Raw genomic sequence first — 17,702 nt, 5'->3', positions numbered from 1 at the left:
TCTTTTTTATTTGAAGCATTAAGCTGCTTCTTGTTCTTTCTTTTCAGCAATAGCATTTAATACCACTGCTAGTCCTCTTATTGTACCGCTTAGTACATTTGCTAATCCTTGGATTGGTGCGTTTAATCCACCAAGTACTTGTGCAATAAGAACTTCTCTTGATGGAAGTTTTGCTAGAGATTCAATCATATCAGTTGATATAACTTTACCATCTAGTATACCTGATTTAATTTCTAAAGCTTCATGGTCTTTTGCAAATTCAGATGCGATCTTAGCAGCTGGTACTGCGTCTGCCATTGAGAATGCAATAGAAGATGGTCCTTTTAAAATTTCGTCTAATCCTTCGTATCCAAGCTCAGTAAATGCTCTCTTCATCAAAGTATTCTTGTATACTTTGTAATCAACTTGTTCTGCTCTGAATTTATCTCTTAACTCAGTAACTTCTCCTACGTTAAGTCCGTGGTAGTTCATAAGAACGATACTCTTAGCAGCTTCAATTTTTTCTTTAATTTCATCTACTTGGGCTTGTTTTTGGCTTAGTACTTGTTCTCTCACTCTTTCACCCCCAAAATAAAAAAATCTCACTAAAGCCGTGAGACGTAAATCCGATCATTAAAAAAATAATGTTTTTCGAACCTCGGCAGGATATTTAAGCTGTTGCACCTGCTGTCTTTGGCTTTAACATAGATATTATATATTGTGAAAATAGTAATGTCAAGATATTTTTAAGATTTTATGTAAAAAGACCCTAGTTTAAAACTTAGGGTCCAAAATTTTATTTTTATTTATTATGTTTTTGTTTGATTAAATATTCTGCAGCAATACCTGGTTTAGTCATTGCTTGTGGATCGAATATTTCATTTATTTCTTCTTCTGTCAAAAGCTTTCTTTCCAAAATAAGTTGTCTAATTGGAGTTCCAGTTCTTAGAGATTCTTTTGCAATATCTGCTGATACTTGGTATCCAATATGTGGAACGAATGCTGTTATTGTTCCTACAGAAGTTTCAAGATCCTTCTTAAGCACTTCTAGGTTTGGTTTTATATCTACTATACAATTGTCAACTAGAGTTTCTACTCCGTGAGTTATAAATTCTATAGATTCATATAGTGAATAGAAAAGCACTGGTTCAAATGCGTTTAGTTCAAGTTGTCCACCTTCAGCACACATTGAAATAGTAACGTCGTTTCCGATTACTTTGAATGCTACTTGGTTTACAACTTCTGGGATTACAGGGTTTACCTTACCAGGCATGATGGAAGATCCATTTTGCTTTGGAGGTAGAATAATATCTGCAATCATGGTCTTTGGACCTGATCCCATAAGTCTTAAGTCGTTTGAAATTTTTGAAAGGTTCACTGCACAGGTCTTAAGGGCTGAAGAAAGTTCTACAAGTCCATCTAGGTTGTGAGTTCCGTCGATTAGGTCTGGAGCTTGTTCTAGATCGTATCCTGTAAGTTTTGCAATTTCTGGTACGATCATATCGAAGTAGTTTCTATCTACGTTGATACCGGTACCTATTGCAGATCCACCCATGTTAAGTACTTTGATTGCGTGGGAAGCGTGTTCAATTCTATTGATGTCACGTCTTATTACTGATGCGTAAGCGTGGAATTCTTGTCCAAGAGTCATAGGAACTGCGTCTTGAAGTTGAGTTCTACCCATCTTTAAGATGGTTGAGAATTCATCAGATTTATTCATAAGTGCATTATAAAGTCTATTTAGTTCCTTCATTGCATCTTGAATTAAATCTAGAGCTCCTAATTTACCTGCTGATGGATATACGTCGTTTGTACTTTGTCCCATGTTTACATGGTCGTTTGGATGTACGTGTTCGTAAGTTCCAAGTCCGCCGCCTAAGTATTCGTTACTAATATTTGCGATAACTTCGTTTGCATTCATGTTTGCAGAAGTTCCTGCACCACCTTGAACCATATCTGTTAAGAATTCTTCTAAATATTTACCAGCTAGGATTTCGTCGCATGCATAAACTATTGCCTTGCAAACATCATCACTTAGGATTCCGCATTTATTATTTACAATTGCACAGGCTTTCTTAACTAGAGCAAGGTTTTTAACCATTGCTGGATGTAGAGTTTTACCAGATATTTTAAAGTTTTCAGCTCCTCTTAGAGATTGAACTCCGTAGTAAGCTTCAACTGGTACTTGTTTGTCTCCGACACTGTCGTGTTCTATTCTATATTTCATTTTTTCACCTCAAGTAAATTATAGCATAATATTTTTTTTTAGGATAAAGTTTTCATAAATATTAAAAAAAATATTTTTGAAATTATAATTGACAAAATTTCATTAACTGGTATCATTAAATTAGAACTAAATATATTTTATGTCTTCAGGGCGGGGCGCAATTCCCCACCGGCGGTAAAGTCCGCGAGCGCAAGCTGAATTGGTGAAATTCCAATACCGACAGTATAGTCTGGATGAAAGAAGAGATTTTTTTGTGTACTAGAACCCTGAAATGGGTTCTTTTTTATTTTAGGAGAAGAAATGAAAAACTTAGACGATAGATATTTCATGAGTAGGGCGATAGAGCTTGCAAAAAATGGTATCGGTGCCACAAAGACAAACCCCCTTGTCGGATGTGTCATCGTAAGGAATGAAAAAATAATTGGTGAGGGTTATCACAAAGTCTTTGGATCTTGTCACGCAGAGGTAAATGCGATAAATGATGCAAAGGCAAAAGGAGAAAATTTAGATGGTGCTACCCTCTATGTAAATCTAGAGCCCTGCTCCCACTATGGAAAGACTCCACCCTGTGCAGACAGAATCATAGAGGAGAGGATCACAAGAGTTGTCATTGGAAACTGTGATCCATTTGAAAAAGTATCTGGAAGAGGAATAGAAAGATTAAAAAATGCAGGTATCGAAGTTGAAGTAGGAGTTCTAAAAGAGGAATGCGAAAAACTAAACGAAAGATACTTTACCTATATAAAAAATAATAGACCATTCGTAGTTTTAAAATCTGGAATGACAATTGACGGAAAGATTGCTACAAAAACTTATGAGTCCCAGTGGATAACTTCAGAAGAATCTAGAAAATTCTCCCACGAACTAAGGGGAATGTGCGACGGTATTATGGTTGGAATAAACACTGTTTTAAAGGATGATCCCACATTAAATGTAAGAGCGGGAAGGTATCCACATAGTCCAGCTAGAATAATCGTCGACTCAAAACTTAGGATTTTTCCATCGGCAAAAGTTCTCTCAAAGGATCTTGAAAATATAGCAATAATTGCCACCACAGAAAATTGCGACAAAGAAAAATTTGAAATCCTATCCAAGATGGAAAATGTAAATGTAGTAATCGTAAAAGAAAAAGATAAAATGGTTGATCTAAGAGATCTTATGGAGAAATTAAAAACATTTAACATTTCTTCCATACTTTTGGAAGGTGGAGGAAGCTTAAATGCATCGATGCTAAGAGAAAAACTAGTAGATAAATTTTATTTCTTCATCGCTCCCAAGATCATCGGATCAGACGGAGTCTCTGCAATCGGAAGTATGGGAATCGAAAAATTAGACGAAGCAATAGATATAAAAGATGTGGAAGTTATTAAAATTGCAACTGACATATTCATAAAAGGAAGGGTGTGATCGTATTTTTACAGGAATAATAGAAGAGCAAGGAAGATTAAATAGCATAAAAAAAGAAAAAGATCTCTATACTTTAAATATTTCGGCGAAGGTTGTACTTGAAGGAACAAAACTTGGGGATTCAATAGCAACTGACGGGGTTTGCCTCACCGTTACAAAACTTGGAGAAGATTATTTTGAAGCAGAAGCCATGCTTGAAACCATAAATAACACCACATTCAAAGAATTAAAAGACGGAGAGATTTTGAATTTGGAAAGGGCGTTAAGTCCAACTAAAAGGCTCGACGGTCACATAGTTCAAGGCCATGTGGACGGAGTGGGAAAAATTATAAATACTACCCACAACTCAAACGAAATAGTCTATAAAATTTCCGCAAATCCCGATGTACTTAAGTATGTGGTCAACAAAGGTTCGATAGCCTTAGACGGCATTAGTCTCACAGTTTCAAATGTAGATAGGAATTCTCTAGAAGTTTCCATAATCCCAACCACAATAAGAGAGACCAACCTAAAGGATAAAAAACTTGGAGACAGTATAAATATCGAAACGGATATCATCGGAAGGTATGTCTATAAATTTTTAAATAAAGAAGAAAAAAATAGCATTGATTTGGAATTTTTAAGAGAAAACGGATTTTAAGGAGAAGAAAATGAAAGTTAACACCATCGAAGAAATCGTAGAAGCACTAAAGAATAAGGAAATAATCATCGTTACAGATGATCCTTCAAGAGAAAACGAAGGGGACATGATTATGGCGGCTCAGTTTGCCACAGGAGAAGCGATAAATACCATGGCATCTCTTGCAAAGGGTTTAATCTGCATGCCAATGTCAAAAGAATATGCAACGAAACTTGACTTGCCACAGATGGTTGTGGAAAATACTGACAATCACGAAACGGCATTTACAGTTTCTGTGGACCATGTGGACACCACTACAGGAATATCTGCCTACGAAAGAGCCCTAACTGCAGTTAAACTCACAGAAGAAGATGCAAAGCCGGAAGATTTTAGACGTCCTGGTCATATGTTTCCATTAGTTGCAAAAGAAAATGGGATTTTCGTAAGAGAGGGACACACAGAAGCTACAGTGGACCTTCTAAAGATTGCAGGGCTTAAAGAAGTGGGAATCTGCTGCGAAATCATGGCTGACGATGGACACATGATGCGCGGAGAAGAAATATTTGCACTTGCAAAAAAATTAAATATGAAGATTACAACCACAGAAGAACTTATAAAGTATAGAAAGAGACATGAAAAGATAGTTAAAGAGATTGCAGTGGCAAACCTACCAACCAAGTTTGGAAAATTTAGAGCCCACGCATATATAGACACTGTAACTGGAGAACATCACATAGCCCTAGTAAAAGGCGAAATCGGAGATGGAATGGATGTGCTCTGCAGAGTCCATTCAGAATGTTTGACTGGAGACTGCTTCGGTTCATCCCGTTGCGACTGTGGAAACCAACTTCACATGGCAATGAAGAGAATCGACGAAGAGGGAAGAGGAATCCTTCTCTACATGAGACAGGAAGGAAGAGGAATCGGTCTTGTAAATAAGATTCGCGCCTACGCCCTTCAAGATCAAGGAATGGATACTGTTGAAGCGAACCTTGCCCTAGGATTTCCAGAAGATGCGAGGGACTATGCAACTGGAGCACAAATCCTAGAAGATTTAGGAGTAAAAGAGTTAAGACTTCTAACCAACAATCCGGACAAAATCTATTCACTAAAAGAATTTGGAATGAAGATAAAGGAAAGAGTTCCAATAGAAATTCATTCTACTAAGGATGATGAGTTCTACTTAAAAACCAAGGCGGAAAAGATGAACCACATGCTTTCAGAATTCATTAAGTAGTCATTATATTAAATAAATTAAGGATAATAAAAGGAGATAAAAATGAAAATTCACAACGCAAATTTAAGTTCACAAGGCAAAAGATACGCCATAGTAATGGGAAGATTTAACGAATTTATCGTTTCAAAACTCTTCGATGGTTGCATCGACGGACTAAAAAGACATGGAGTTAAAGAAGATGAAATAGAAGTGTTCTGGGTGCCAGGATCATTTGAAATTCCAATCACTTGCAAGATGCTTGCAAAAACTGGCAAGTTCGACGCAGTAATAGCCCTTGGAGCAGTCATAAGAGGAGCGACAACCCACTATGAACTCGTATCCACAGAAGCGGTGAAGGGAATCGCACAAGCATCACTTCAAACAGAAGTGCCAGTTATATTTGGAATAATAACTACAGAAAATATAGAACAAGCAATCGAAAGAGCAGGCACAAAGATGGGCAACAAAGGTTTCGACGCTGCTGTAACTGCTATTGAAATGGCAAACCTCTTGGAAGATATAAGAGGATAAGTTTAATTTATAGGATTAAAGCAAAATTAGATTGACAAAGAAAAAATATTAATATAAAATGAAAGAAACTTAATAAGAAATCTGTGAAGGTGACCCAGTAGAGAAATCGAATTACAACACCGGAGATTTCAGTGATTTTTAGAACAAGGCCCTAGGCAAAGAATGGTGGTAACACGAATGCGTCCATTCAAGCTTAGGGCGTATTTTTTTGTAGGAGGAAAAATGAACGTAATTGATATTTTAGAAGAACGTGGTTTTATTGACCAAATGACACATGAAGAAGAGTTAAGGGATCTGCTTGGAAAAGAAAAAGTAAAATTCTATATAGGATTTGATGCAACAGCAGATTCACTAACCCTTGGACATTTTCTTCAAATAAGAGTAATGCAACACATGCAAAATGCAGGTCATATACCTGTTGCTCTACTAGGTGGAGGAACTACAATGATAGGTGACCCATCTGGTAAGAACGACATGAGAAAGGTAATGACAGAAGATTTTATAAATCACAATGCGGAATGTTTTAGAAAACAAATCTCACACTTTTTAGATTTCAGCGAAGGAAAAGGAATCATAGAAAACAACAAAGACTGGCTACTAGATTTAAAATTCCTTCCATTTATGAGAGAAATAGGAGTTCACTTCTCAGTAAATAGAATGTTAAACTTCGACTGCTACAAGAACAGAATGGAAAATGGACTTACATTCTTTGAATTTGGATACATGCTTATGCAATCCTACGACTTCCTATATCTTTACAGAAAACATGGAGTTAAACTTGAATTAGGTGGATCAGACCAATGGTCAAATATTATTGGTGGATATGAACTCGTTAGAAAACTTGAAAGTGACCTAGTATTTGGTATGACATTTAAACTTCTAACCACAGCATCTGGACAAAAGATGGGTAAATCAGAAAAGGGAGCAATCTGGCTAGATAGAGAAAAGACATCTCCATACGAAATGTTCCAATACCTAAGAAACAGTGACGATAGAGACGTAATCAAATTCTTAAAACTTCTAACCATGCTACCACTAGAAAAGATTGCTGAATATGAAAAGCTAGAAGGACAAGAATTAAATAAGGCAAAAGAAGTTCTAGCATTTGAAGTTGTAAAGGATGTCCATGGAGAAGAAGCTGCAAAAGAAGCACTAGAAGCATCTAAGGCACTATTCCAAGGTGGAGCTGATTCTGAAAATATTCCAAATGAAGATATGGATAGAAAAATCTTTGAAGAAGGAATAGGAATCCTAGACCTTATGACAAAGTTAAATCTAACTAAATCCAACTCAGAAGCTAGAAGACTTATCCAAGGTGGCGGAGTTTCAATAGATGGAGAAAAAGTTCAAGATCCTAACCTAGTTGTAAAGGCGGATATGTTTAAAGACGACAAAATCATAATTCAAAAAGGAAAGAAAGTTCATCAAAGGATAACCCTAGTATGATTTTTAAAAATATAAGACTCATAGATCCATTAAACGATAGAGATATAGTAACCGATGTGGAAATCGCAGATGGAAAGATTATCTCCATCGACAAAACTGACAAACCTGGCATAGACATGACTGGTAAAATCATAGCCCCAGGATTTATAGATGCCCATGTTCACTTCAGAGATCCCGGTCAAACAGAAAAAGAAGATATAGAAACAGGTTCCATGGCAGCAGCTAGAGGAGGATTCACCTCTGTAATATGCATGGCAAACACAAGACCAACTATGGACTCAAAAGAACTTATAGAAGATTTTGTAAAAAGAGCAGAAGATTTAAAGATAAATGTCTACACAGTTTCTGCTTTGACGAAAGGATTTAAAGGAATTGATATCGTAGACATGGAAGAGCATTTAAAAGCAGGCGCAGTTGCCTTTACCGACGATGGAATTCCAGATATGAGAACTGACATCGTAAAACTTGCCATGGAAAAGGCAAAAGAGCTTGACGCTGTCATATCTTTTCATGAAGAAGATCCAAGCCTTATAAAAGAAAATGGGGTGAACCACGGCAAAGTTTCCTGCGCTTTAAATATCTACGGAAGTCCTAGGGCTGCAGAAGATGTTATGGTAGCAAGAGATGGAGCCCTATCTCTATACACTGGGGCGAAGGTTGTAATACAACATATTTCTTCTGGTGTCAGTGTGGACCTTGTGAGATTTTATAAATCTTTGGGAGCAAACCTATATGCAGAAGTAACTCCTCACCATTTCACTCTAACAGAAGATGCAGTGCTAGAACATGGAACGAGAGCAAAGATGAATCCGCCACTTAGAACCTCTTGTGATAGAGAAAAAATCTTAAAGGCAATCGCCGATGGCACAATTGATATGGTAGCAACTGACCATGCACCTCACACCAAGGAGGAAAAGGACAGAGAACTTATCAAGGCTCCAAGTGGAATAACTGGACTTGAAACATCATTCTCACTTGCGAATATGCATCTTTTGAAGGCAGGTCTTATAGATTTAAAAAAACTCGTTGAACTTATGAGTGTCAATGCGGCAAAACTCTACAATCTTCCGGGAGGAGAGATAAAGGTTGGAGAAGTATCTGACTTTGTAATCTTCGACACAAGTACTAAATGGAAATTTGAAGAGAGCCTATCCAAATCAAAGAACACACCATTCTTAAATGAAGAAATGGAAGGAAAAATTTGGATGACTTTTGCAAAGGGAAATATTGCATATATTGACAAGGATTTAAAAATAAATTAAAAACTATTAAATAAACAAATTTCAAAAAAATATAAAAGGAAGGATGTTTTCATACACCCTTCCTATTTTTATGAGCTTACTATATTTTCCAAGACGTCCATCTTCCTGATGAGGATATTGCCCTTTGGAAGAAGTCTTACGATCTTTGCCTTTTCAAATTGATTTAACTTTCTAGAGATGGTTTCTCTCGTTACTCCTGAATAGAATCCAAGTTCCTCTCTATTTATATTTAAGTCGAGAAGGATTCCGTCCTTGGTAACCTTGCCGTAGAGATTTGCAAAATTTATAAGAAGTTTTGCAACCTTCATATCCGCATTTATACCAGATAGAATATCCACAAGGGATTCGGACTTTCTAATTCTTTCGTAACATTGCTCAATTAAGATCATCAAGAAATCATAATTTTTAAGAAGTACATTTCTAAAATCATCTGAAGAAATTTTAATTATAAGAGAGTCGGCGAGGCACACAGCATTGTATACATACTTATCTCCGGATAAAATATTTAATCCTCCAACAAAATCGCCTGCGGTGAACAGGTACATAATCTGCTCTCTACCATCAGTAAGGGGCATCGAAAGTTTGAAAACTCCTTCATGAAGAATGAACATTACATCTGCAGGATGACCTGAAGTGAATATGGTCTCACCCCTTTTTACATATTGAGCCTCAAGGGATGAAGTCATCATAGAAAGTTCTTCCTCTGAGAGCATGGAAAGCATAGGGATATCTTTGCTATCTATTTTTATATTGTTAAGTAGTATATCCATAAAAATCTCCTTTGTATTTCTAAATACTTTTTTATTTCGATAACCTCATTTTGTTCTAGCTTATCACCTAAATAAAATATCTTCAAGGTTGAAAAATAAAAAATCGTAAATTATAATTATTTTAGAGGTGAATAAATGACAAAAAATTCAGAACATGCACTGATTTGGTTCGGAGCAGGTGTGTCTATTGCAGAAATGTTAACTGGAACCTACTACGCATCTCTTGGACTAAAAAATGGGGCATATGCAATCTTACTTGGCCATTTAATTGGCTTTATTTTTATGTACTTAGCAGGATATATTTCAGAGCGAAGTGAAAAATCTTCAATGGAAACCGTAAAGATTACCTTCGGTAAGAAGGGAGGAATCCTGTTTGCAGTATTAAATGTCGTTCAACTTGCAGGATGGACTGCCATCATGATTTATGACGGAGCACTATCAGCAGGTGAAATCTTAAAGTATGGTAGTGGAGTATGGGCAGTGGTTATAGGAGCACTTATAGTACTCTGGATAGTAGTTGGAATTACATCACTTAAATGGATAAATACCCTTGCTATGACACTACTATTTGTACTTACTATTATTCTAAGTCGTCATGTATTCTCAGGTGAAGCAGCAGGACCAATGGGCGATGCAATGAGTTTCGGAGCAGCAGTGGAACTTGGAGCAGCGATGCCACTATCTTGGATACCAGTCGTAGGTGATTACACCATGAACTCAGAAAAGAAAAAGATAGGCGCATTTGTTGCAGCAGGAGTCTACACCATAGTAAGTATATGGATGCAATTTATCGGACTTGGAGCAGCGTTATATGCAGGAGAAACGGATATTTCACTTGTGATGATCAAGGCGGGAATAGGAACAATCGGACTTTTAATAGTCGTACTATCTACAGTTACCACCACTTTCCTCGATGCATATTCAGCAGGGATATCTTCTAAAAGTATTTTTAAAAGGCTTAATGCGAAGACCGTCGGAGTTGTAGTAACAATACTTGGAACAGTACTCGCAATGGTCTACAATATGGATGACATTACAGGATTTTTATATCTTATAGGTTCAGTCTTTGCACCTATGACAGCAGTATTGATAGCAGACCAATTAATTCTCAAATCAAAATATATTAGAAAAGAATTTGAAATCAGTCACTTACTATCCTGGGCAATTGGATTTATAATTTATAGAAAGCTTCTAACTAAGGACTTTTATCTAGGAGTAACATTTGTAAATATTCTTATCACCATCGCAATCACGGTTATCCTAAATAGAATAGGACTGATAATAAAAAAATCTAACAAGAAAATAGAAGGAAAGTAATTTTAAATAGAGCCGCAAGGTTCTATTTTTTTATAAATTTTTAAAATGCTGATTAAATTTAATTCAATACAAAAAAACAGGCTTATTTTTATGTAAGCCTGCTTAATTTTAAATTTAAATTCTAATAATTTCATCCGCTTTTTTCGTAAAGTCTTCTCTGTGGGTGATGGATACGATGGTGATATTTTCTTCCTTTGCAAAATCTACAAGATCACTTACGAAGTTTTCGCTGGTAGCTTCGTCAAGAGCACTGGTAGGCTCGTCAAGAAGTAGAAGATCTGGTTTTCTTATAAGCATCCTTGCAATTGAAATTCTCTGTTTTTCTCCACCACTTACATTTTCTCCTCTTTCATCGATTACAAAATCTAATCCCTTCTCCTTTACCAAGTTTTTAAGTTGGCAAACTTCGATAACTTTATTTAGTTCTTCATTACTAAATTTATCCCCAAGGATTATATTTTCTTTAATGGATTTATTGATAGTGAAAGGTTTTTGGTCCACCTGCATGATATTGTCATAGATGGCAGCTGATGAAATCTCGGAAATATCCTTTCCATTTATCAAAACTTTTACATCTTTATTATCCACGAACTTAGAAATAATATTGTAAATAGTAGATTTGCCCTTACCGCTTTCTCCAACGATGGCGTAGACTCTTCCCTTATTTAAAGTAAAATCAACATCTTCTAGGATAGTTCTCTCTCCAAAGGAATAGCCAGATGATTTAAAATCTAGACTTTCAAATGAGCTGCCTGTGTTTAGCATAGGTTTCTTAGTATCTACACTAGGAAGTTCCAATAGATTTTCATTCTTCTTTAGAAGTTCGTCAGCAACTTTTTTCTTGCTTATAAGATCTCCAAGGAATGTGATCGGTTCGGTAAGGGCTCCTGCGATAGAAAGAATTGCAACAAGTTGTCCAATGGTCATAGTTCCTCTAAGTACAAATATTAATGAAATAACAACGGTTGCAAAAGGCATAATATTATTTGCAAATACATACACGTCAGAGTAGAGAGCTATTTGTACGGCAAGCTTTTTAGAGACCTTGTACTTATCATCTAGTATATTTTTATATTCATCGAAGAAATACTCTTCTTTTTTCAGTTGTTTAACAGTCCTTGCACCCTCAATGGTCTCTATGATTTGGGAATTTTCTTTTCCAGAGATAGCTTGAAGCTCTACGCTATATTCCGCGATTTTCTTAGAAGTTATCTTAGAAACAAACATACCGATTAAGACACAGACTAGAGCAAATATACTTACAAAGTAGTTGTAGTAGGTAATAAGGCTTATGGTTATTATAAATTGGGTCGCCATCATAAAAGTTGTAACTGTGGATAGAGAATACATTTCAGAAATACGTTCAGTATCGCTGGTAATGGATGTTAATATATCTCCAGATTTAAACTTAGAAATATCTATGTAGTCCAGTTTAAAAAGATTGGAAAATAAATTCTTTCTAATTTGAAAAGAACCGGTTTGAATAATAATCCTTAAATAGTATTGAAAAGCGAAACTAACTATTAAAAATGCTACTAAAAGTATAACGAATTTGATGGACAGATCCTTTATTAGATGCACTTCGTTAGAAGTAACTGCGTCCACGATTTTTTGAATCATAAAAGCACTTAGAACAGCACCGATAGAATTCATCATTCCAGTTATGATTGCAATTAATTGAGTTTTTTTAATTTCTGAAAAATGTTTATTAAACATATTCTCCTCCTGAATTTTTAAAATAGTCTCTAAATATGATTTTACCATATATATTGTCATAAAAATTTTTATTAAACAAAAATCACTTCAAGTAATTTTCAAAACTAAAAATAATTATATTTTTGTAACAAATTGCATATTATTTTGAATTATTGTAACAAATGTTAGACTATGATAAAATTTCAAATAGGAGGTATTTATGAAAAAATTATTTAAAAAATTATCTATTTTATTATTATTTACATTAATTCTTACATCTTGTGGCAAAAAGGATGATGGAAATCAAGCCGCAAACGATAAGAACAATGTAGAGACAGAAAGTTTAGCTAACAAGGATGAGCTTGTGCTAGGTTTTGGTTCTGAACCGGACAAGGGTTGGGACCCTATACATGGCTCTGGGCACTACGGAACTTCTATTTTCCAATCAGCTCTACTTAAAAGAGACCTGGATTTAAATATAGTTCCTGATCTTGCAAAATCTTATGAACTTTCAGAAGACAAAAAAACTATTAAAGTTGAACTTAAAGAAGACTTAAAATTCTCAGATGGTTCAGATTTAACTGCAAGTGACGTGGCTTTTACATACAATCTTGCTAAAAAGGAAGGTACTCCAGGAGTTAATCTAACTAGACTTGTAGATGCTGTTGCAACTGATGATAAACACATTGAGATTCATCTAAATGAACCAGATATTTCTTTTACATCATCCATGTGTTCACTTGCAATCGTGCCAGAAAAATCTTATGGTCCTGACTATGGAAAGAATCCTATTGGCTCCGGTCCATTTAAGCTAGTTGAATGGAAGGTTGGTCAACAACTTATAGTTGAGCCAAACGAATACTATATCGGAGAAAAAGTTCCTTTTAAGAAAATTACATTTTTATTCTTTAAGGATCAAGACCAAGCTCTTGCTACAGCAAAAGCTGGTGATTGCGATGTAATTAGAATTCCTATTACTGCAAAGCACACAGATTTCCCAGGATTTCACATTGAATCTATAAAGACTGTAGACAACAGAGGGATATCTCTTCCAACTGTTCCATCTACAGGAAAGGTGACGGATGATAAATCAATCATGCCTGGTTCACCTATCGGAAACAATGTTACTTCCGATATAAATATCAGACGCGCTCTTGATATCGCTATGGATAGAAAAGAAATGATCGAAACTATCCTAGATGGAGAAGGTACTCCTGCATATTCTATCGCTGATGGACTTCCATGGTTTAACGATAAAACTGTAGAAGAAAATGACGGAGACATAGAAAAAGCTAAGAAGATCCTAGAGGATGCAGGTTGGGTAGAAGGAACTGATGGAATTAGAGAAAAAGACGGCGTAAAAGCTAAGTTTGACCTCTACTACGCATACCAAGATCGTGAAGACATAGCGGTTTATTTCTGCGACCAAGCGAAAAAAATCGGTATCGAAATTAATCCTCTATTCGGAGACTGGGACTTCGTAACTCCACATATGTATTCAGACGCAGTTCTATTCGGTTGGGGAGGTTACGATCCACTTGAAATGTTCTACAGTTATTCATCTTTGTACAGAGGAGTTGAATACTACAACTCAAACTTCTATTCAAATAAAAAAGTTGACGAATATTTTGAAAAAGGATTATCTTCAGATACTGTTGAAGAGTTAAATGAAAACTTCAAGCTTGCTCAATGGGATGGAGAAACAGGACTTTCTGCTAAGGGAGACTGCCCATGGGTATGGCTTGTAAATGAAAATCATGTGTACCTAGTAAGAGATGGTCTCGATATAGGTAGACAAAAAATTCAACCACACGGTGGTGGATGGCCAATGTTAGACAACATTTCTAATTGGAAATGGACTAAATAAATAGGAGGGGAAGATGGCTAAAAAAGTACTAAAACAAATAACTTACTTCATTTGTTTACTAATCTTTGTAACATTTATATCTTTTCTTTTGATGGACATCTCCCCTATTGATCCCGTCTCTGCCTTTGCGAGGAGCAGAGGCGTGGGTCTTACACCTGAGATGAGAGAGAAACTTATAAGAGAGTGGGGACTTGACCTTCCATTTATAAAAAGATACTGGATTTGGATTTGCCATCTTGTAAGAGGAAATCTTGGGATTTCAAACATCTATGGAAGACCTGTTCTGGAAATAATAAAAAGAGGTTTCAAATCATCAATAATGCTTATGAGTTTTGCCTGGATTATTCAAGGAATATTCGGGCTATTTTTAGGAATTGTCGCAGGTTCAAACGAAAATAGTTTAAGAGATAGATCTATAAAATTATACGCAATAGTTTTGGCATCTACACCACAATTTTGGGTGGGAATGCTTATGATTATAATATTTTCCATTAAGCTAGGACTATTTCCTGCATCCATGGGAAGTCCAATAGGAATGCTTGAAAAAGATATTTCCATAGCAAGTAGGCTTCACCACATGATACTGCCGGGAATAACTCTTGCCATAGTTGGAATTTCAAATATTGCCCTTCACACCAGGCAGAAGGTCATAGACGTTATGAATTCAGAATATGTGCTCTACGCCTATTCAAGAGGAATAAAAAAGAACAGGATCGTAAATAGTTACGCCTTAAAAAATATGATCCTACCAGGACTCACCATACAATTTACATACTTTAGCGAATTATTTTCTGGAGCAGTCCTTGCAGAAAATGTATTTAACTATCCGGGACTTGGAAGTCTAACTGTAGAAGCTGGTCTAAGAGGAGACGTACCTCTACTACTTGGTCTCGTTCTTTTCAGTATGATATTTGTCTATGTTGGAAATAGAATGTGCGACCTTATGTATGTAATTCTAGATCCGAGAATGAGGTGGCAAGATGAAGATTGATTCAAGTACCATAAGAGAAAGTCTGCTTAAGGAAAGGCAAGTTGAATACAAGGAAGAACTTAGCAGAAAAAGAATTTGGATGATGATCATCATGATCTTAACCGCATCATTTATTCTCTATGTATATATTCATGGATCACTTATAAATGAAGAAGCACTATCTTCAAACTTCAGAGAAAAACTTATGGCTCCGTCTAGAGATCATATCTTTGGCACAGATCATGCAGGAAGAGATATGTATCTTAGAACGATTAAAGGTCTCGCAACTTCCATTAAAGTTGGATTTATCGGAACCATTGCCAGTTTTTTAATCTCAATAATATTTTGTATTTTACTTGTAGTTGGAAAAGAAAAGACGGATACAGTTGTAAATTTCTTAATCGACGGATTCTTATCCATACCACATATGATGTTTTTAATACTCATTTCCGTTGCTGTTGGAAGGGGAATAAGAGGAGTTATAATCGGACTTGCCCTCACACATTGGACTGGACTTACGAGGATTCTTCGATCAGAAATTCTAGAACTTCTGGATGAGAACTATATAAAAATTTCAAAAGCCATGGGAAAAAGCAATTTCTATATCTTTAAGAATCATATTTTGCCGCACCTACTTCCACAGATATTGGTAGGGCTTGTACTATTATTTCCACACGCGATTTTACACGAAGCGGGGATAACATTTCTTGGATTTGGACTTTCACTTTCCACTCCGGCAATAGGAATCATTCTTCAAGAGAGTATGAAGTATATAACCACAGGACATATTTATCTTGCACTATTTCCTGGGCTTATGCTCGTATTCTTGGTGTTATGTGTAAATAGGTTGGGAGAAAATCTAAAAAGTTTCCTAGATCCAAATGAAATTCACAGGTGATGTTATGTTACTCACAGTTAAAAATTTAAATATATCATTTGAACAATATACAAGCTTCTTTAGAAAGAGGATCGTCCACGTGGTTCACGATTTGGATTTGGAAGTAAGGGATGGAGAAATCCTAGCTATTTTCGGCGCATCAGGCTCAGGGAAGAGTCTACTTGCTCACGCGATTTTGGACCTTCTTCCATATAACGCATTAGTTTCTGGAGAAATAAAGTATAAGGGAGAAGATTTAACCAAGGAGAGATTAAATAAACTCTATGGAAGAGAAATTTCTTTTATACCACAGACAGTAAACTCACTAAATCCCCTTTTAAAAGTTGGAAGACAGAGCGAATACACTGCAGATAAAAGAGATGTGGAAAGAGTTTACCAAGAATTCGGTTTAGAAAAAGATGTTTTAAATCTATATCCCCACGAACTTTCTGGTGGAATGTTAAGAAGAATTCTAGTTTCAGATTCAATTCTTGCGGATGCAAATCTCATCATAGCAGACGAACCAACGCCGGGAATGGATACGAAAAGCACTGACACCATCATAAATTATTTTAAATCTGTGAAAGCTAAAGGGAAATCTGCGGTGGTAATCACCCACGACATCGAAATGGCGATGAAATGTGCAGATAGAATTGCATTTTTCTATGACGGAACTATTATAGAAACTACAGAAATAGAAAAGATAGGCGAAGATGGAAGTGGACTTGCCCATCCATATTCTAGGGCATTATTTAGAGCTCTTCCAGAAAATGGATTCCATTCAATAGAAGCAGGTGACCTATGCTAGAAGTTAAAAATGTTTCGTTTTCATATGGAAATAAAGAAGTTTTAAAAAATATAAATTTGAGTCTTTCACCGGGAGGACTGACGATTATAACCGCACCATCCGGATATGGAAAATCAACCTTAGGCAAATTAATCGGAGGATATTTAAAACCAAGTAGAGGAGAAGTCTTGGTCGACGGCAAAAACATTCTAGACTACAAAGGATATCTTCCTGTGCAGATGGCATTTCAACATCCGGAAAAATCTGTAAACAGAAGATGGAAGATCGGCAAGATTTTAAATGAGGGTTGGAATGTAAATCGAGATGTGGCAGAAAAATTCGGAATAAAGGACTACTGGCTGGAGAAATTTCCACAGGAATTATCTGGAGGAGAGCTCCAAAGAATTTGCCTTGCAAGAATAATGTCTGGTGAGACGAAGTACCTGGTTCTTGACGAAATAACCACCATGGTAGATGCAATAACTCAGGTGCAACTCTTCGAAGTGCTAAAACATTTTAGAATAGAACACAATATGGGAATGATTTTAATCTCCCACAATAAGAGACTTATAGAAAGACTTGACGGAGAGGTCATAGATCTTACAAAATTTTAAAATAACCACCTTTAGATTAATATCGAAGGTGGTTTTTTTATGAGATGAATTGCAAATAAAATTTAATTGTAAAGATTCTTTACATAAACTAGGATTAATCTTTATATTGCCTTTACAC

At 35.9% G+C, this 17,702-nt stretch carries 16 protein-coding genes, 1 riboswitch and 1 other annotated feature; of the genes, 12 read left to right on the top strand and 4 right to left on the bottom strand.

Annotated elements, in window-relative coordinates; all coding sequences use genetic code 11:
• Positions 1-18: 18 nt before the first annotated feature.
• Both rplJ and HMPREF9225_RS09130 read right to left on the bottom strand, forming a co-directional pair.
• Positions 19-555 carry a 50S ribosomal protein L10 gene (gene rplJ / locus HMPREF9225_RS09135; protein ID WP_023058980.1) on the bottom strand — a complete coding sequence of 179 codons (537 nt, stop codon included), beginning with the start codon at positions 553-555 and terminating at the stop codon, positions 19-21.
• 7 nt (positions 556-562) lie between these two features.
• Positions 563-694 (bottom strand) — a sequence feature (ribosomal protein L10 leader region).
• A gap of 87 nt (positions 695-781) precedes the next feature.
• Positions 782-2,206, bottom strand: a complete 1,425-nt coding sequence (locus HMPREF9225_RS09130) for an aspartate ammonia-lyase (RefSeq protein WP_008902663.1) — start codon at positions 2,204-2,206, stop codon at positions 782-784.
• Between the two features lie 137 nt (positions 2,207-2,343).
• A riboswitch (FMN riboswitch) is annotated at positions 2,344-2,455 on the top strand.
• Between the two features lie 51 nt (positions 2,456-2,506).
• Between HMPREF9225_RS09130 and ribD the strand changes: the two genes are divergently transcribed.
• The 6 genes from ribD to HMPREF9225_RS09100 all read left to right on the top strand — a co-directional run bounded on the left by ribD (position 2,507) and on the right by HMPREF9225_RS09100 (position 8,687).
• Positions 2,507-3,613 (top strand): bifunctional diaminohydroxyphosphoribosylaminopyrimidine deaminase/5-amino-6-(5-phosphoribosylamino)uracil reductase RibD, encoded by a 1,107-nt coding sequence (ribD, locus tag HMPREF9225_RS09125; RefSeq protein WP_008902662.1) that lies wholly within the window; start codon positions 2,507-2,509, stop codon positions 3,611-3,613.
• 4 nt (positions 3,614-3,617) lie between these two features.
• Positions 3,618-4,253: a riboflavin synthase gene (locus HMPREF9225_RS09120; protein WP_040551492.1), complete on the top strand. Its 636-nt coding sequence runs from the start codon at positions 3,618-3,620 to the stop codon at positions 4,251-4,253.
• Positions 4,254-4,263: 10 nt separating this feature from the next.
• Positions 4,264-5,469 (top strand): bifunctional 3,4-dihydroxy-2-butanone-4-phosphate synthase/GTP cyclohydrolase II, encoded by a 1,206-nt coding sequence (locus HMPREF9225_RS09115; protein WP_008902660.1) that lies wholly within the window; start codon positions 4,264-4,266, stop codon positions 5,467-5,469.
• Positions 5,470-5,511: 42 nt separating this feature from the next.
• Positions 5,512-5,979 carry a 6,7-dimethyl-8-ribityllumazine synthase gene (gene ribH, locus HMPREF9225_RS09110; protein WP_008902659.1) on the top strand — a complete coding sequence of 156 codons (468 nt, stop codon included), beginning with the start codon at positions 5,512-5,514 and terminating at the stop codon, positions 5,977-5,979.
• A 222-nt stretch (positions 5,980-6,201) separates the two neighbouring features.
• Entirely contained in the window at positions 6,202-7,425 is a 1,224-nt protein-coding gene (tyrS, locus tag HMPREF9225_RS09105) for a tyrosine--tRNA ligase (RefSeq protein ID WP_040551490.1), read from the top strand.
• Positions 7,422-8,687 (top strand): dihydroorotase, encoded by a 1,266-nt coding sequence (locus HMPREF9225_RS09100; protein ID WP_008902657.1) that lies wholly within the window; start codon positions 7,422-7,424, stop codon positions 8,685-8,687. The genes tyrS and HMPREF9225_RS09100 overlap by 4 nt, the downstream gene beginning before the upstream one ends.
• A gap of 68 nt (positions 8,688-8,755) precedes the next feature.
• Here the strand turns inward: HMPREF9225_RS09100 and HMPREF9225_RS09095 are convergent, their stop codons facing one another.
• Positions 8,756-9,457 (bottom strand): Crp/Fnr family transcriptional regulator, encoded by a 702-nt coding sequence (locus tag HMPREF9225_RS09095; protein ID WP_008902656.1) that lies wholly within the window; start codon positions 9,455-9,457, stop codon positions 8,756-8,758.
• A gap of 135 nt (positions 9,458-9,592) precedes the next feature.
• On the opposite strand from HMPREF9225_RS09095, the gene cytX reads away from it, so the two are divergent.
• Positions 9,593-10,774 (top strand): putative hydroxymethylpyrimidine transporter CytX, encoded by a 1,182-nt coding sequence (gene cytX / locus HMPREF9225_RS09090; RefSeq protein WP_008902655.1) that lies wholly within the window; start codon positions 9,593-9,595, stop codon positions 10,772-10,774.
• Between the two features lie 114 nt (positions 10,775-10,888).
• Here the strand turns inward: cytX and HMPREF9225_RS09085 are convergent, their stop codons facing one another.
• Positions 10,889-12,490 (bottom strand): ABC transporter ATP-binding protein, encoded by a 1,602-nt coding sequence (locus HMPREF9225_RS09085; RefSeq protein WP_040551488.1) that lies wholly within the window; start codon positions 12,488-12,490, stop codon positions 10,889-10,891.
• Between the two features lie 199 nt (positions 12,491-12,689).
• Here HMPREF9225_RS09085 and HMPREF9225_RS09080 point away from each other — a divergent pair, with 199 nt between their 5' ends.
• The 5 genes from HMPREF9225_RS09080 to HMPREF9225_RS09060 are packed head-to-tail and all read left to right on the top strand — an operon-like array spanning position 12,690 to position 17,584.
• Positions 12,690-14,336: an ABC transporter substrate-binding protein gene (locus HMPREF9225_RS09080; RefSeq protein ID WP_008902653.1), complete on the top strand. Its 1,647-nt coding sequence runs from the start codon at positions 12,690-12,692 to the stop codon at positions 14,334-14,336.
• A gap of 13 nt (positions 14,337-14,349) precedes the next feature.
• The gene (locus HMPREF9225_RS09075) at positions 14,350-15,327 is read left to right on the top strand and encodes an ABC transporter permease (RefSeq protein ID WP_008902652.1); all 978 of its coding nucleotides are present in this window, start codon (positions 14,350-14,352) and stop codon (positions 15,325-15,327) included.
• Positions 15,317-16,204 (top strand): ABC transporter permease, encoded by an 888-nt coding sequence (locus tag HMPREF9225_RS09070; protein WP_008902651.1) that lies wholly within the window; start codon positions 15,317-15,319, stop codon positions 16,202-16,204. The genes HMPREF9225_RS09075 and HMPREF9225_RS09070 overlap by 11 nt, the downstream gene beginning before the upstream one ends.
• 4 nt (positions 16,205-16,208) lie before the next feature.
• Positions 16,209-16,991, top strand: coding sequence for an ATP-binding cassette domain-containing protein (locus HMPREF9225_RS09065; protein WP_141553748.1), 783 nt, complete (start codon positions 16,209-16,211; stop codon positions 16,989-16,991).
• A complete protein-coding gene (locus HMPREF9225_RS09060; RefSeq protein WP_008902649.1) occupies positions 16,985-17,584 on the top strand; it encodes an ABC transporter ATP-binding protein in 600 nt (199 codons plus the stop codon). The genes HMPREF9225_RS09065 and HMPREF9225_RS09060 overlap by 7 nt, the downstream gene beginning before the upstream one ends.
• The last annotated feature ends 118 nt before the right edge of the window (positions 17,585-17,702 follow it).

Origin of the sequence: Peptoniphilus duerdenii ATCC BAA-1640 (assembly GCF_000146345.1) — a bacterium.
Lineage (GTDB): Bacteria > Bacillota > Clostridia > Tissierellales > Peptoniphilaceae > Peptoniphilus_B > Peptoniphilus_B duerdenii.
Note: the sequence above shows the minus strand (reverse complement) of the source record. Positions and strands in the feature narration are given on the sequence as shown.

Coding starts and splice junctions, on each gene's coding strand:
- HMPREF9225_RS09130 (WP_008902663.1), bottom strand. CDS start 2,206: ATGAAATATAGAATAGAACACGACAGTGTCGGAGACAAACAAGTACCA.
- ribD (WP_008902662.1), top strand. CDS start 2,507: ATGAAAAACTTAGACGATAGATATTTCATGAGTAGGGCGATAGAGCTT.
- HMPREF9225_RS09115 (WP_008902660.1), top strand. CDS start 4,264: ATGAAAGTTAACACCATCGAAGAAATCGTAGAAGCACTAAAGAATAAG.
- ribH (WP_008902659.1), top strand. CDS start 5,512: ATGAAAATTCACAACGCAAATTTAAGTTCACAAGGCAAAAGATACGCC.
- tyrS (WP_040551490.1), top strand. CDS start 6,202: ATGAACGTAATTGATATTTTAGAAGAACGTGGTTTTATTGACCAAATG.
- HMPREF9225_RS09100 (WP_008902657.1), top strand. CDS start 7,422: ATGATTTTTAAAAATATAAGACTCATAGATCCATTAAACGATAGAGAT.
- HMPREF9225_RS09095 (WP_008902656.1), bottom strand. CDS start 9,457: ATGGATATACTACTTAACAATATAAAAATAGATAGCAAAGATATCCCT.
- cytX (WP_008902655.1), top strand. CDS start 9,593: ATGACAAAAAATTCAGAACATGCACTGATTTGGTTCGGAGCAGGTGTG.
- HMPREF9225_RS09085 (WP_040551488.1), bottom strand. CDS start 12,490: ATGTTTAATAAACATTTTTCAGAAATTAAAAAAACTCAATTAATTGCA.
- HMPREF9225_RS09080 (WP_008902653.1), top strand. CDS start 12,690: ATGAAAAAATTATTTAAAAAATTATCTATTTTATTATTATTTACATTA.
- HMPREF9225_RS09075 (WP_008902652.1), top strand. CDS start 14,350: ATGGCTAAAAAAGTACTAAAACAAATAACTTACTTCATTTGTTTACTA.
- HMPREF9225_RS09070 (WP_008902651.1), top strand. CDS start 15,317: ATGAAGATTGATTCAAGTACCATAAGAGAAAGTCTGCTTAAGGAAAGG.
- HMPREF9225_RS09065 (WP_141553748.1), top strand. CDS start 16,209: ATGTTACTCACAGTTAAAAATTTAAATATATCATTTGAACAATATACA.
- HMPREF9225_RS09060 (WP_008902649.1), top strand. CDS start 16,985: ATGCTAGAAGTTAAAAATGTTTCGTTTTCATATGGAAATAAAGAAGTT.